This is a genomic window from Streptomyces sp. NPDC048644, from assembly GCF_043199105.1.
Lineage (GTDB): Bacteria > Actinomycetota > Actinomycetes > Streptomycetales > Streptomycetaceae > Streptomyces.
The window spans coordinates 18,299-31,948 of record NZ_JBICVO010000003.1 but is presented as its reverse complement, the minus strand read 5'-3'; the positions used below and the strand labels follow the sequence as shown (position 1 = coordinate 31,948).

Genomic DNA, 13,650 nt, shown 5'->3' with positions numbered 1-13,650 from the left:
GGAGGCGGAGCCCCACCATCCGCTGCCCCCGTGGCCTCCCGGAGGCCGCCCGCCGCGATTCGTCGTGCGCCGCGGCCATGGACGGGCGAAACTCGGGTACGGGGGCTCACACGCACGCAGCAGTCCACCCATCGGAGGCACGCAGTGCAGCGGCAACCGACCACGTACCCGTACGGGACCACGGCCCGCGAGCCCGACCCCGGCGGCCCCGGGCCCGATCCCGGCGGCCCGCCGCCCGGCCCCCTCCCCGAGCCCCCGCTCCCCGGCCCTCCCGTGCCGCCAGGACCTCCGGAGCCCTCGCCGTCGCCGGTACCGCGCCCGCCGGGCCCCGACCCGGTCCCCGACCCGTCACCGGCCCCGTCGCCGGTCTCCTGACCGGGCCCCGCACACCCGGCGCGGACGGCCCCGGGCGCCGCCCCGCCACCCACCGAGGAGGTGCTGTTCATGGCCATCGCCACGGTCAACCCGGCCACCGGCGAGACCCTCAAGACCTTCGACGCGCTCAACCCGGGCGAGATCGAAGACCGCCTGGTCCTCGCGGAGCGGGCCTTCCAGGCCCACCGCACCACGTCGTACGCCGACCGCGCCCGGCTGCTGCACGAAGCCGCCGACCTGCTGGACGCCGACCGGGACGCCATCGCCCGCACCATGACCACCGAGATGGGCAAACCACTGGCCGCGGCCCGCGCGGAGGCCGCCAAATGCGCCAAGACGATGCGCTGGTACGCGGACCACGCCGAGGAACTGCTCGCCGACGAGCACCCCGACCCGGCCGACGTCCGTGACTCCGGCGCCCAGCGGGCCGTGGTGCGCTACCGGCCGCTCGGTGTGGTGCTCGCCGTGATGCCGTGGAACTTCCCGCTCTGGCAGGTCGTACGGTTCGCCGCCCCCACGCTCATGGCAGGCAACACCGGCCTGCTCAAACACGCGTCGAACGTCCCGCAGACCGCGCTCTACCTGGAGGACCTGTTCCTGCGGGCGGGCTTCCCCGAGGGCTGCTTCCAGACCCTGCTGATCGGGTCGGGCGCCGTCGAGGACATCCTGCGCGACCCGCGGATCGCCGCCGCCACCCTGACCGGCAGTGAACCCGCGGGCCGTGCGGTCGCCTCCGTGGCGGGCGACGAGATCAAGAAGACCGTGCTCGAACTGGGCGGCAGCGACCCGTTCGTGGTGCTGCCGTCGGCCGATCTCGACGCCGCCGTGCGCACCGCGGTGACCGCCAGGGTCCAGAACAACGGGCAGTCCTGCATCGCCGCCAAGCGCTTCATCGTGCACACCGACGTCTATGACGCCTTCGCCGAGCGCTTCACCGAGGCGATGGCCGCGCTGACCGTCGGCGACCCGATGGACGAGGGCACCGACGTCGGCCCGCTCTCCAGCGAACAGGGCCGCTCCGACCTGGAGGAACTGGTCGACGACGCGGTGCACCGCGGGGCACGGGCCCGCTGCGGCGGTCGCCGCCCAGCGGACCGGACGGCGGGCTGGTTCTACGAGCCGACGGTGCTGGACGGCATCACACCGGACATGCGCATCCACCACGAGGAAGCCTTCGGCCCGGTGGCCACCCTCTACCGGGTGGCGGACCTCGACGAAGCGGTGCAGATCGCCAACGACACGCCGTTCGGCCTCAGTTCGAACGCCTGGACCCGGGACGCGGCCGAGCAGGAGCGGCTGGCCAGGGACCTCCAGGCGGGCGGCGTCTTCTTCAACGGCATGACCGCGTCCCACCCGGGCCTGCCGTTCGGCGGAGCCAAGCGCTCCGGGTACGGCAGGGAGCTGTCGGGCCACGGCATCCGCGAGTTCTGCAACCTCACGACGCTCTGGTACGGCTAGATGAGTGAGTCCGAAGTCGTGCCGGACCCCGCCAGGCAGGCACGACTTCGGACTCACTCATCTAGGGCGTGTCCGCGACGCGCGACGCCCCCCCTCCCGCCCGGCCCCTCCGGCACGGTGAAGATCTTGTCCAGGTGGTAGTCGAGGGTGCGCAGGACCCCGGCCAGCGGGCGGCGGGCGTGCAGGACGTCCCCGCCGAGACCGATGGCGCCGGAGACCAGCAGGTCGGCCTCGTGCCGTGGGTCCAGACCGCGGGCGCACCGACCGTCGGCCTGCGCCTGCCCGATGATGCCGGCGACCAGGTCCTCCAGGGGATGCTCGGCGCCGAGGAAGACCGCGGCCAGCGCCGGGTCGGTCAGGCTGCGGGAGTAGTACGCGGCGAGCACCTGCAACGAGGTGCGCCGCTGGGCGTCCATCGGGAGGAATTCCTCCAGCACCGCCCGCAGCAGGGCCCGTGGGGTGTCGGAGCCGAACCGGATGCGGGCGCGGGCGGCGCGCTCGTTGTCCTCGTGGAGCAACGTCAGGGCGGCGAGCAGGAGTTGGTGCTTGCCTTCGAAGTGGTACTGCACGGTGCGCAGCGACACCCCCGCCTCGGCGGCGATCTCCCGCATGCTCGCGGCGTGCAGTCCCCGCCCCGCGGCGATTCGCCACACCGCCTCGGCGATCTCGCGGCGCTTGCGCGCACGGGTGTGCGTCCCGGCCTGCTCCGGCGCCGCGGGGACCTCCGGGGGCGCGGGCGGCGGCTGCTTCCGCCGCCGGTAGGCCCTGGCCTGGCAGCTCCGTGAGCAGTAGCGGGCGGGCCTGCCGCGTCCCGCCGCGGCCAGCGGAGCGCCGCACTCCCGGCAGGCGGCGGACGTGCCGCCCCTCGCCCCGCCCTTTCTCTCGTCCTTCTTTTCGTCACGCACGCTCTGCACTATAGGCCGGGAATTTGTGTGACGGAAACCCCTTTCAGGCCCATTTTCCGCACGCTGCGAATGGTACGTTCGTAACGTCACCAGGGCGCTTCCACGGCCCTGGGAAAGCCGGTGCGGAGTGCAGGAACGCCGCAGCCCGGCCGACGTATCCGGTAGCCGCAAGGGGGAGACGCCTCATGAAATTCGACGTGTTGCAGATTATTGGAGCCGTGGCGGTGGTGATCTTCGGGCAGTCCGTCATCAGGCTGCTCATCGACCACGACAACACCGGGTTCCTCGGTGACCTGCACGGCGGCTTCGCGGCCACCCTGTCCGGCTACGCGGCCGGCACCGTCATCGGCGTGCTGCTCGCAGGCTGGGCCCACACCCGCGCCAAGGCACTCGGCCGCCGCGGCTGACCCGCGCCGGGGGAGCGGGGGACGGGGAGCGGGGGAGCGGGCCGGGCCCGGTGCGCACCGGAAAGCGGACATGCGCCGGGCCCGGTGGCCGCTGCCCGCCGCGTCCTGGCCGGCCTCCAGGGGCGTGCGGCGCGGGCGCGCCGGGCAGTACCAGGTCACGCCCCGCGCCGCCACAGGAAGGCCCCCGTCATGACCTCCCCCGGACTGCGCCGCGCGCTGACCGCCGTGGCCGGGGCGGTGGCCGCCCTCGTGCCGCTGGCCCTGGCCGCGGGCTTCGTCGCCCCCGAACAGGTCCAGGTCTACCTGACCACCACCTCCGACCCCGGTGGCCGGAACGTCGTCAAGGGCCTGGAGCGGCAGAGCCCCCTCCGCTTCACACCCGGCGGCGGGGGCAACATCACCGTCGACGAGGCCACCGCCTACCAGACGTTCGATGGCGGTGGCGCGTCCTTCACCGACACCGCCGCCTGGCTGCTGAACAGCAGCGACGCGCTCAGCGACGCCACCCGCGACGCGACGATGAAGAAGCTCTTCGACCCGGACGACGGCATCGGCATCGGCTTCCTCCGCAACCCGATGGGCGCATCCGACCTCGCCCGCTACGGCTACACCTACGACGACCTGCCCGCCGGGCGGACCGACCGGCATCTGACGCACTTCTCCGTCGGGCACGACCTCGCCGACATCCTGCCGCTCACCGCACGCGCCCGCGCCCTCAACCCCGCTCTCAAGGTGATGGCCACGCCGTGGTCGGCGCCCGCCTGGATGAAGGACAACGACAGCCTCGACCAAGGATGGCTCCGGGCGAAGTACTACGGCACCTACGCCAGGTACTTCGTGAAGTACCTCAACGCGTACCGGAGCCGGGGTGTGCCGGTCGACTACGTCTCCGCGCAGAACGAACCCACCTGCTGCGCCGGCTACCCGTCCATGCGGTGGAACGGCTCAGGTCTCGCCTACTTCACCAAGAACGACCTGCTGCCCGCGCTCCGGCGGGCCGGCCTGTCCACCAAGGTCCTCGCCCTGGACTGGAACGGGGACAGCTACCGCGACTTCGCCGCCCCCACCGTCGACGACCCGGCCGTCCGCAGGCACCCCAACTTCGGCGGCACGGCCTGGCACGGCTACCGTGGCGACGTCACCGAGCAGAGCCGGGTGCACCACCGCTACCCGCACCTCCCCGTCTACGACACCGAGCACTCCGGCGGGCAGTGGATCGCCGACCAGCAGCGCGAGGACATGCACGACCTCATCGACGCCACCCGCAACTGGGGCCGCAGCTGGGTGAAATGGTCGCTGGCCGTGGACCACAACGGCGGCCCGCACCAGGGAGGTTGCGGCACCTGCACCGGCTTGATCACCGTGCACAACGGCGACGCCGCGCACGGCACCGTCGACTACACCATCGAGTACTACACGATGGGCCACCTCACCAAGTTCGTGAAACCCGGCGCCCGGCGCATCCGGTCCACGGCCAACTCCGCGCTCCCCAACGTCGCCTGGAAGAATCCTGATGGTTCCAAGGCGCTGATCGCCTACAACGACACCGGCAGCACCCGGAGGGCGGACATCAACTGGGGCGGCCGGCACGCCTCCTACGACCTGCCGGCCGGTGCGTCGGTGACCTTCACCTGGAGCGGTGACCCGTCCGACGGCGCCCCGGCCGCGCCCCGCCACCCCGTCCCCCCTGCCTACCAACGAGAGCGGAGCTGAGCGCGATGCGCATCCGACACCCCCGGCGGCTGGTCGGCGCGCTGGGCGCCTGCCTCGCGCTGTGCGCCACCGCCGGGGCCCAGGCCATCCCCGCCCCGCACACCGCCAAGATCACCGTCTTCGCGGGCAGCCTCCGCGCCACCGTCACCCTGGGCCGGCCCGCCGCGAGAGCGCCGCAGGCCGTCGCTCCGTACCTCTACAACGGCTGGGGCGACCCGCCCGACCCCGCCGAGGTCATGGACGCCACCGGTACCGGCTGGTTCACCCTCGCCTTCGTCCTCGACGCCGGCGGCTGCGAGCCGCAGTGGGACGGCAGCCGTCCCCTCAAGGGCGGCGCCGACCAGAAGACGGTCGAGGCCGTCCGCGCCAAGGGCGGTGACGTACTGCCCTCGTTCGGCGGCGCCGGCGGGAAGAAGCTGGAGGAGTCCTGCGCCGACGCGGACGCGCTGGCCGGCGCGTACCAGAAGGTCATCGACACCTACCGGCTCAAGGCCGTCGACGTGGACATCGAGGGCGACACCTACGACGACCCGGCCGTCCAGCAGAAGACCATCGACGCGCTCAAGAAGGTCAGGGCCGACAACGCCGGCCTGAAGGTCTACGTCACCTTCCCCAGCGAACAGGAAGGACCGGACGGCAGCATGATCGGCCGGGCGGCGGACTGTGGCCTGGAGGCCGACGGCTGGACGATCATGCCGTTCGACTTCGACGGCGCCGGCCGGAACATGGCCGAGCTGACCGAGCGGGCAACCGACGGCCTGATGCGGCGGGTCAAGGCCGCCTACGGCTACGACGAGGCCGAGGCGTACCGGCACAGCGGACTGTCGTCCATGAACGGCGTCACCGACATGAACGAGAAGGTCACCACCCGCGATTTCGCGTCGATCCTCCGCTACGCCCGGCAACACCGCCTCGCCCGCCTCGCGTTCTGGTCCGTCAACCGCGACCGCCCCTGCCCCGGCGCCTACCCCGACGACGACACCTGCTCCGGAGTCGACCAGCAGCCCTGGCAGTTCAGCCGGACCTTCGCGCGCTACACGGACTGAGGCGCCGCCGACCTGCGGGCCCCGGCCGCCGTACCCCCTGCCGGGCCTGCCGGAGGGTGGCACAATTTCTCGCCCCAGGAGGACCGATGACGTGCAATAAGTGCGGCAACCAGATGACCCCAGGCGCCGGAGGCTGGTATCAGTGCTACAGCTGCGGAAACAGCATGCCCCCTCCGGGGTTTCTCCCTGTCCCCAGTGCGAGGGGTCGCTGGTCAGCGCCCCCGCGGACTGCTGGCGGTGCGCGGCGGACGACTGCCCGTACGAGATGACGGCGGAGGCGTACGTGCTGTACGCCGAGTTGTCCGATCTCTTCGAGCGTGACCCGGACGGCTTCTTCGAGATCGTGCGCGCGCACCGTGACGCGGCACGCGCGCTGGAGCCCGCCTGGCTGCGGTAGTCGGACGCCGTGCGCGCCGGCGGCGGGCCCTATACGGGCGCGCCCGCCCGCGCTCCCGCCGTGACCGGCGCCGCGTTGCGGGTGCGGTGCGCCAGGGTCGCCTTCCGGGTGGCGACGTCGACGGTGTACGCGTCGACGGTCAGCGCCGCGCCGGAGACCTTGAGCACCATGAAGCCGTTGTCGGCGAAGTTCTGCCAGGCCGCGGGGTGCCCGAAGTGGGCCCTGCCGTCCTCCGTCTTGGCCGATGCGCCGCACACCACCTGCCGGGTGCCGCCGGTGCGCGCCGTCGGCTCCAGGATCTGGAGCGTGTGGTCGTGCCCGGAAAGGATCAGGTCGGCGCGACCGCAGACCACTTCCTCGTACATCGCCTTGAGGTGCACCCCGCTGGTGTAGTTCCCGATCTCGAAGCCGTCGTAGGCGCCGGCGCTGCCGTGCTTGCCGTTGTTGAGGTACGGGTGGTGGCTCAGCACGATCTTCCAGCGGGCCCGCGAGGCGCCGAGCGCGCCGTCGAGCCAGCGCCGCTGCTCGCGCATGTACGGGCCGTCCCACCGGTAGTGCGGGTCGACCTGGGTGACGTACGAGGACCACGGGATGGTGTCGATCGCGAAGAACTCCACCAGCGGCTGCGCGGCCGGCACCGGCACGCTGTAGTACCGCTGCGGCATGTACCAGCGCCGGGACGACGCCGCGTACCCGACCTCACGGTCACCGCGCGACGGGTCGCCGCCGCTGCCAGGTATCAGCCCCGAACAGTCGTGATTGCCCAGCACCATCAGCCACGGCACGTCGATGCCGGAGTTGGGCTTCTCGAACTTGTCCTGGAACTCGGAGTCGTGGTCGGATTCCGGGCCGTTCTCGTAGATGTTGTCCCCGAGCCCGACGGCCAGGCCCACCTCTTCGGCCCGGCAGACGTCCCGGGCGGCGGCGGCCACCGCATACTGCGCCTCGTCGCCTGTGCCCGCGTCACCGGTGACCAGGACCGCGAACTCGCCCTTCCCGTTGGGGTGTTGGGGGAAGGGAAAGGCGCCGGATGCTCCGCCGCGCGCCACCGGGGACGCGGACGCCCGGCCCGCCGTCGGCAGGACGGTCAGCGCGGCGCCGGCCATCGCGCCGCCCAGCAGCGTCCGCCGGTTCACGGACGGGACCGCGCGGCCCGTCGTGGGCATCGGTGCCGCCGCGGTCTCCGCGGCGGTCCGCAGCCACTGGTCCTCGGTCAAGTCCGCCCGCGGCGGGATCAGTTCGTCGTCGCACATGCGAGGTTTCTCTCACGGGCAACGGGGCCGGTGGTGAAGGTCCGATGAAGGCGGGGTGGACGTATGACCGACACCGGGGGGTGCGGGCCCGGCCGTCTCACCCCGCCGATTCCGGCCCGAACCACGCGGCCGGCGCCCGCCGGAGCGCCGCACGGGCCTCGTCCGATGCCACAGCGTCCTCCAGGGTCCAGGCCACATAGTCGTCAGGTACAGAAAAATGCACGCTCGGCAAAATTGCCGAGCGTGCACCTTTCCGCTCTCCCTGCCTCAACGCGGGCCGGACCGCCGCCCGTTCACCAGGCGGCGCAGCCTCCGCCCGCAGTACCGGGCGTAGCCGCGCTGCGCGAGGGGCACCAGCGGGCCCGCGAGCCGGGTGAGGAGGGCGGCCGGACGGCTGAAGGCGGTGACGGTGAACCACACGGACCCGTCGGGCCTGATGTCGACGACGAACGACTCCTCGCCGCATTCGGGATGACCGGCGCGGGTGCCGTAGCCGAAGCCGATGCGGTCCTCCTCGTCGGCCCGCCACACCACCCGGCACGGCGCCAGCAGCCGCACAGGGCCGACGCCGAGCGAGATCTCGACCTCCACGCCGGGCGCCGCCCGCCCGGCACTCGCCCGCACCCCGGCGCCCGTCGCCCGGTGCATCCGGAACGTGGTGACCGCCTCGCCCGCCGCCGCGAACACCGCGCGCCCGTGCCCGATCGGCACCTCGACGTGCAGATGGTTGTAGCCGGCCGGCAGCGGTGTGCGCAGAGTGGCGCCTTCCTCGGGGTAGTTGAGGTCGTTCATGCGGTGCGTCCCTTGAGAGTCGGGGTGGTGGTCGCGGCGGCGAGGGCGCCGCCGTCGTGGGGGAGCGGGCGCAGGCGGCGCCGGGCGAGCAGCGCGCAGAGGGCGAAGCCGATGGCGTTGCCGAGGCCGTGGGTGGCCGCCATCCAGGCCAGTGTGGGGTGCGGCAGCCCCGTCGCCTCGCCGAGCGCCCAACTCAGCGCCAGCAGCATGGTCGCGACGAGGACGACGGCCGATGTGCCGAGCAGTGCGCGGGCCGTTCGGTCCTGCCCCGCGGCGCCGATGTCGCGCCAGGTCAGCAGGCCGACCAGCCACATCCCGCAGGTCAGCACCAGCGCCCCGGCCAGCTCCGCCCAGTCGTCGACGAAGTACCCGGCGAGCACCAGCAGGGTGCCGACCGGGACGCTCAGCGCCGCGATCCGGCCCGCCCGGCCCGTCCCGGCGCGACACACCAGGCCCGCGATCAGTGCGGCTGCGAAGCCCGCGAAGTGGAAGTGCGGCACGGTCAGCGCCAGGATGTCGAGGCCGAAGCCGAACAGCCGGTGCCCCGAGCGCTCGGCGACCAGCGCGATCCCCGCGACGGCCGGTGTGACCAGCGCCGTCAGCACCGCGACCTCCGGGGCGGCGAGCGAGCGGGTACGGGCGAGCCGCAGCGGTGCCTGCGCGGCGAGCGCGAGGGTGGCCAGCGCGTACACCGCGGCGCAGCCGACGGCGGCCGGACCGCGGGGCAGCCACAGCGCGACGGCCCCCACGGCGGCGGCCGTCGGCCAGCATCTGCGGATGACGGCGAGCTCCGGCGCGTCGAGGAGCGAAAGCCCGAGCGGGATCACGACCAGCATCCCGAGCATGACGATGAGTGGGACCAATACGGTCACCGCGTCCCCCTTTTTCCCATGACACATGTGCCGCCGCGCGCGACCGGCGTGGCCGCGTCCGCGCGCTGTGCGGCGTTCCGTGGACGACCCTACGCCGGTAATTGAACGCGTTCAAGAAAGGGGTGCGGGGCCTCCTTCGGACTGTGGTGACGGGGGAGTGGAACAGCGGTGACATGCGAAAGCGGGTGGCCGCCGAGCCTCTGCGGCCACCCGCAGGTGGGTATCGGTGGCACCGGGGCGCCGCCGAACGTGGATACCGCTCGCCCGCGGTCAGCCGCCGTCCGGTGCCGCGGATGCCAGCCGTGCCGCCGGCGGTAGCGGTGCGTGCTGAGGGCAGGCCGCGAACGCCTGGATCGCCAGCGCGGCGAAGCGTCGGGAAGCCATGACCTGGGCGGCGGTCGATGCGGTGCGGATCCCCTTGTTGGCCATGAGGACGAGAATGAGGTCGTCCAGGACGAAGTCGGACCGCAAGTGCCCTGCGTCCTTGGCCCGTTTGGGCCGGCCCGGCGACCGCTTTCAGCGTGTATGCGCGGCCCGCGACATCCAGCGCCCCCGGGAAGGCCGACAGGAAGGCTTCGGTGAGACCCCGATCCCGCGCGTGCAGCTCACAGATCTTCTCGATCACCAGGCACAGGCCACGCCGCGGATCGGGATCGGCGCACCCCTCGTCGACGATGGCGCGACTCGCGCGCAGCTGGTCCGCGAAGGCTTCGGTGACCAGCACCTGCTTGGTCGGGAAGCGACGGTACAAGGTGGCAGGTCCCACCCCCGCGCGCCGTGCGATCTCCCGCATCGGCACGTCCAGTCCGTCGGTGGAGAACAGCGCTCGGGCCGCGTCGAGGATCCGCTCGCGGAGACGGCGTTGAAGGCAATCGTGATGTCGGCGCCTCGTGGACCGGCCGACGGGTGTGGGCCTTCACCGGCACGGGCGGAGGCTACGTCGAACAGGCCATCGCGTCGGTCGAGGAGATCCTTCCCCTGCCCGCGAACCCTTCCGTGGCCGACGCGGTGACTCTCGGCGGTTCCGGCGTGGTGGCCCATTTCGGGCTCCGCCACGCCCACTTCGCTCCCGGAGAGACGGTCCTGGTGCGTGGCGCGGCCGGCCGCATCGACGTGGTGGCCGGCCAGGACCTGCCCTCGTTCTTCGGCCGGCTCAATCCGAACGGCCGCATGGTGGCCGTGGGCGCTGTTGCCGGCCGGCCACCGGCGGACTTCGGCACGAAGATCACGGCGGCGTTCCAGAAGTTGATGTGGACGCGGGCGAGGTCTTCGGCAGGATCGTCCTGACGCCGTAGCCGAAGGTGTCCACGCCGGGCGATGTCACGTTCGGCGCACGCCGGCGGTGATGCGACGCCTCACCCGTCCTCCATCCGCTTGAAGAGGACGAGCACCGTCTCGCTGGACTTCCCGGACTCCCACTTGTCGACCCAGGCATCGAAGAGCTGGATGCGCCGGATGGTCTGGCCGTGGGAGTTCTCCTCCTGAATGGTCAGGGTCTCCGCCGCGCCGTCGCCTTCATCCAGCGACTTTTTGATCCACGTGGCGAACACCTCGCTCTTTTTCAGCCCGCGGGTGATGGTCACCTTGCCGCCCTTCTCGTCGGCGTGGAGACCGCTGATGCCCTTCACCGCTTCCACCACGACGCCATCGAGTTGCACGTCGAACCGGTGGGCGGCGAGAGTGCCGTCCTGTGCCATGTGCTGTCCGTCCTCTTCCCTGTGGTGGGTTCGGTCGTCGACCGGGCCGGTGCTGTCGGAGAACCGCGAGAGCCGGAAGGCCGCGCACTCGGCGGGTCCGACCGGCGCAACCCCGCTCTCGCACCTCATCTGCCCGAGGTCGAACCACATCACCGGCCATGGTGCACGGGAACCTGCTGGGTTCACCATCCCCCGGCAGGGCAGCACCTGGTGCACAGGCCCCGGCGCTTTCGGGCAGTGCCAAGGCAGTTCACTCCGTCCGGCACAGTGGATTTCCTTCCCTGGAGTTCCGTCCTTCTTCAGGCACGGGCGCGCTCCAGGATCGACGTCAGGTCGGCGCCGGCCGGGAGGGTGCCGAAGGCGTTGCCCCACTCGCCGGCGAGGCGTGAGGCGCAGAAGGCGTCGGCGACCGCGGGGTGGCTGTGCCGTACCAGCAGCGAGCCCTGGAGGACCAGCGCCATCCGCTCGGCGAGGGTGCGCGCCATCAGCTGCGCCCGCTCCGGGTCCGCTGCCCCGGCCAGCATCGACCGGACTCCGGCCACCGCCGTGTCCAGCCTGCGGTCGGCGCCCGACGCGGCGTCCACCTCGGCGAAGAAGGCGTCCAGCGCGGCCGGTTCCCTGCCCAGTGCCCGCAGGACGTCCAGCGCCGCGACGTTCCCCGAGCCCTCCCAGATCGACAGCAGCGGCGCCTCGCGGTAGAGCCGCGGCATGCCGGACTCCTCGACGTAGCCGTTGCCGCCGAGGCACTCCAGGGCCTCCGCCGCGTGTGTGCTGCCCCGCTTGCACACCCAGTACTTGCCGGCCGCCAGCGCCAGCCGGCGCAGCGCCGCCTCGCCCGCGTCCCCGGCCTGCGACCTGTCCACCGCCGCCGCCAGCCGCATGCCGAGCACCGTCGCCGCCTCCGACTCGATCGCGAGGTCGGCGAGTACGGAGCGCATCAGGGGCTGCTGGTCCAACTCCCGCCCGAACGCCCGCCGGTGGGCGGTGTGGTGCAGTGCCTGCCGCAGCCCCGCCCGCATCCCGGCGGCCGAACCGAGCACGCAGTCGAGCCGCGTCATGTTGACCATCTCGACGATGGTCCGCACCCCGCGCCCCGGCTCGCCCACCGGCCAGGCCACCGCCTCGTCGTACTCGATCTCGGACGAGGCGTTGGAGCGGTTGCCCAGCTTGTCCTTCAGCCGCATCAGCCGCAGGCCGTTACGGGTGCCGTCCGGCAGCACCCGCGGCAGCAGGAAGCAGCTCAGCCCCTCGTCGGTCTGAGCCAGCGTCAGGAAGATGTCGCTCATCGGTGCGGAGGTGAACCACTTGTGGCCGGTGATCCGGTACGTCCCGTCGCCTGCCGGGACCGCGCGGGTGGTGTTGGCGCGCACGTCGGAGCCGCCCTGCTTCTCCGTCATCGACATGCCGGCGATCAGACCCGACTTGGTCAGCGGCGCCCGCAGCCCGAAGTCGTAGGTGCGGGCGGCGAGCAGCGGCTCGTACTGCGCGGCGAGCTCCGGGGCGGCCCGCAGCGCCGGCACCGCCGCGTACGTCATCGAGACCGGGCAGCCGTGCCCCGGCTCGGCCTGCGACCAGACGTAGAACTTCGCCGCGCGCACCAGATGGGCGCCGGGGCGGTCGTCGGCCCACGGTGCGGCGTGCAGGCCGTGTTCCACCGCCACCGTCATCAGCTGGTGCCAGGCCGGATGGAACTCGACCTCGTCGATGCGGTGCCCGTACCGGTCGTGGGTGTGCAGCCGGGGCGGCTGCTCCTCCGCCCAGCGGGCCTGGTCCTGGACGTCCGGCGAACCGGCCAGCGCGCCCAGCTCGGCGACCTCCTTCTCGCCCCATCCGGCGCCCTCCCGGTGGAGCGCTTCCCGCAGGGCCGGTTCGTCCGCAGTGCTGAACCCGGTCAGCTGCGGTGCCTGGTTCACAACTTCATGGGTGACGGTCATGGTCCGATGTTACAGTTCTCGAACAGGTGGAGGAAAGATGTAAGGAGTGGGTTCATGGACCGCGGCGACGCCGCGCGGCTCGCCGTACGGCCGCTCACGGCCCGCTCGATCGTGCTCAGCACGCTCCTCGGCCACCACCCGCCACAGCTGCCGGCCCGCGTCCTGGTCAGGGTCGGCGAACTCTTCGGCATCGCCGAGGGCACGGTCCGCGTCGCACTCTCCCGGATGGTGGCGGCGGGCGACCTGCGGCACGGCGACGACGGCTACGGCCTGACCGCCCGGCTGCTGGAGCGGCAGGCCAGGCAGGACGAGAGCCGCACCCCGCGCACGCTGCCCTGGGACGGTGGCTGGGAGATCGCCGTCGTCACCGCGGAGCGCCGCCCGGCGGCCGACCGCACCGCCCTGCGCCAGGCCATGGCCGGTCTGCGGCTCGCCGAACTCCGCGAGGGCAGCTGGCTGCGCCCCGCCAACCTCGAAAGGACCCGCCCGCAGGCCGCCGCGGAACAGTGCACCTGGCTCAGCGGCACCCCGGACGAGGACCCGGCGGCGCTCGCCGCCCGGCTGTGGGACCTCGACGGCTGGGCCGCCCGCGCCGAGGCCCTGGCCGCCGCGCTGGACCGGGCGGCCGGGCCCGCCGAGCGCTTCACCGTCGCCGCCGCCGCGCTGCGCCATCTCCTCGCCGACCCGCTGCTGCCGGAACCGCTGCTGCCCGGCGGCTGGCCGGGCGCGGCACTGCGGCGGCGCTACGACGCATTCGAGGCCGAACTACGGGAACTGCTGCGTCAGTACCTGGAGGGGTAA

11 protein-coding genes and 3 pseudogenes are annotated in these 13,650 nt (G+C 72.6%); 7 read left to right on the top strand and 7 right to left on the bottom strand.

The window, feature by feature from the left end; genetic code table 11:
- Positions 1–444 precede the first annotated feature (444 nt).
- The gene (locus tag ACGFNI_RS07495) at positions 445–1,833 is read left to right on the top strand and encodes an NADP-dependent succinic semialdehyde dehydrogenase (protein ID WP_393681536.1); all 1,389 of its coding nucleotides are present in this window, start codon (positions 445–447) and stop codon (positions 1,831–1,833) included.
- A gap of 53 nt (positions 1,834–1,886) precedes the next feature.
- On the opposite strand, the gene ACGFNI_RS07490 is transcribed toward ACGFNI_RS07495, so the two are convergent.
- Entirely contained in the window at positions 1,887–2,738 is an 852-nt protein-coding gene (locus tag ACGFNI_RS07490) for a TetR/AcrR family transcriptional regulator (protein WP_393681534.1), read from the bottom strand.
- Positions 2,739–2,923: 185 nt separating this feature from the next.
- Here ACGFNI_RS07490 and ACGFNI_RS07485 point away from each other — a divergent pair, with 185 nt between their 5' ends.
- The 4 genes and pseudogenes from ACGFNI_RS07485 to ACGFNI_RS07470 all read left to right on the top strand — a co-directional run bounded on the left by ACGFNI_RS07485 (position 2,924) and on the right by ACGFNI_RS07470 (position 6,301).
- On the top strand, positions 2,924–3,145 hold the full coding sequence (locus ACGFNI_RS07485) for a hypothetical protein (RefSeq protein WP_393681533.1): 222 nt from the start codon (positions 2,924–2,926) through the stop codon (positions 3,143–3,145).
- 189 nt (positions 3,146–3,334) lie between these two features.
- Positions 3,335–4,801: pseudogene (locus ACGFNI_RS07480) on the top strand (glycoside hydrolase family 30 beta sandwich domain-containing protein); the annotation flags it as partial.
- 62 nt (positions 4,802–4,863) lie between these two features.
- The gene (locus tag ACGFNI_RS07475) at positions 4,864–5,904 is read left to right on the top strand and encodes a chitinase (RefSeq protein WP_393681531.1); all 1,041 of its coding nucleotides are present in this window, start codon (positions 4,864–4,866) and stop codon (positions 5,902–5,904) included.
- A gap of 142 nt (positions 5,905–6,046) precedes the next feature.
- Positions 6,047–6,301: a hypothetical protein gene (locus ACGFNI_RS07470; RefSeq protein WP_393681529.1), complete on the top strand. Its 255-nt coding sequence runs from the start codon at positions 6,047–6,049 to the stop codon at positions 6,299–6,301.
- A 29-nt stretch (positions 6,302–6,330) separates the two neighbouring features.
- Here ACGFNI_RS07470 and ACGFNI_RS07465 read toward each other — a convergent pair whose 3' ends face one another.
- The 4 genes and pseudogenes from ACGFNI_RS07465 to ACGFNI_RS07450 form a co-directional block, all read right to left on the bottom strand.
- On the bottom strand, positions 6,331–7,554 hold the full coding sequence (locus ACGFNI_RS07465) for a metallophosphoesterase (RefSeq protein ID WP_393681527.1): 1,224 nt from the start codon (positions 7,552–7,554) through the stop codon (positions 6,331–6,333).
- 267 nt (positions 7,555–7,821) lie between these two features.
- The gene (locus tag ACGFNI_RS07460) at positions 7,822–8,346 is read right to left on the bottom strand and encodes a DUF1990 family protein (RefSeq protein ID WP_393681525.1); all 525 of its coding nucleotides are present in this window, start codon (positions 8,344–8,346) and stop codon (positions 7,822–7,824) included.
- Positions 8,343–9,218, bottom strand: coding sequence for a YndJ family protein (locus ACGFNI_RS07455; RefSeq protein WP_393681523.1), 876 nt, complete (start codon positions 9,216–9,218; stop codon positions 8,343–8,345). Before ACGFNI_RS07455 ends, ACGFNI_RS07460 begins: the two co-directional genes overlap by 4 nt.
- A gap of 270 nt (positions 9,219–9,488) precedes the next feature.
- Positions 9,489–10,062, bottom strand: a pseudogene (locus ACGFNI_RS07450) (TetR/AcrR family transcriptional regulator).
- Between ACGFNI_RS07450 and ACGFNI_RS07445 the strand changes: the two are divergent.
- Positions 10,059–10,463, top strand: a pseudogene (locus ACGFNI_RS07445) (NADPH:quinone reductase); the annotation flags it as partial. The pseudogenes ACGFNI_RS07450 and ACGFNI_RS07445 sit on opposite strands and share 4 nt — an antisense overlap.
- A 110-nt stretch (positions 10,464–10,573) precedes the next feature.
- On the opposite strand, the gene ACGFNI_RS07440 reads toward ACGFNI_RS07445, so the two are convergent.
- The gene (locus tag ACGFNI_RS07440) at positions 10,574–11,065 is read right to left on the bottom strand and encodes a phage tail protein (RefSeq protein WP_393681522.1); all 492 of its coding nucleotides are present in this window, start codon (positions 11,063–11,065) and stop codon (positions 10,574–10,576) included.
- Positions 11,066–11,214: 149 nt separating this feature from the next.
- Positions 11,215–12,849: an acyl-CoA dehydrogenase family protein gene (locus ACGFNI_RS07435; protein WP_393681521.1), complete on the bottom strand. Its 1,635-nt coding sequence runs from the start codon at positions 12,847–12,849 to the stop codon at positions 11,215–11,217.
- A gap of 54 nt (positions 12,850–12,903) precedes the next feature.
- On the opposite strand from ACGFNI_RS07435, the gene ACGFNI_RS07430 reads away from it, so the two are divergent.
- On the top strand, positions 12,904–13,650 hold the full coding sequence (locus tag ACGFNI_RS07430; protein WP_393681519.1) for a PaaX family transcriptional regulator C-terminal domain-containing protein: 747 nt from the start codon (positions 12,904–12,906) through the stop codon (positions 13,648–13,650).

What these genes read in the sequence shown, in the direction of transcription:
- ACGFNI_RS07475 (WP_393681531.1), top strand. Translation starts at nt 4,864, where the DNA reads ATGCGCATCCGACACCCCCGGCGGCTGGTCGGCGCGCTGGGCGCCTGC.
- ACGFNI_RS07465 (WP_393681527.1), bottom strand. Translation starts at nt 7,554, where the DNA reads ATGTGCGACGACGAACTGATCCCGCCGCGGGCGGACTTGACCGAGGAC.
- ACGFNI_RS07430 (WP_393681519.1), top strand. Translation starts at nt 12,904, where the DNA reads ATGGACCGCGGCGACGCCGCGCGGCTCGCCGTACGGCCGCTCACGGCC.
- ACGFNI_RS07485 (WP_393681533.1), top strand. Translation starts at nt 2,924, where the DNA reads ATGAAATTCGACGTGTTGCAGATTATTGGAGCCGTGGCGGTGGTGATC.
- ACGFNI_RS07495 (WP_393681536.1), top strand. Translation starts at nt 445, where the DNA reads ATGGCCATCGCCACGGTCAACCCGGCCACCGGCGAGACCCTCAAGACC.
- ACGFNI_RS07460 (WP_393681525.1), bottom strand. Translation starts at nt 8,346, where the DNA reads ATGAACGACCTCAACTACCCCGAGGAAGGCGCCACTCTGCGCACACCG.
- ACGFNI_RS07435 (WP_393681521.1), bottom strand. Translation starts at nt 12,849, where the DNA reads ATGACCGTCACCCATGAAGTTGTGAACCAGGCACCGCAGCTGACCGGG.
- ACGFNI_RS07440 (WP_393681522.1), bottom strand. Translation starts at nt 11,065, where the DNA reads ATGTGGTTCGACCTCGGGCAGATGAGGTGCGAGAGCGGGGTTGCGCCG.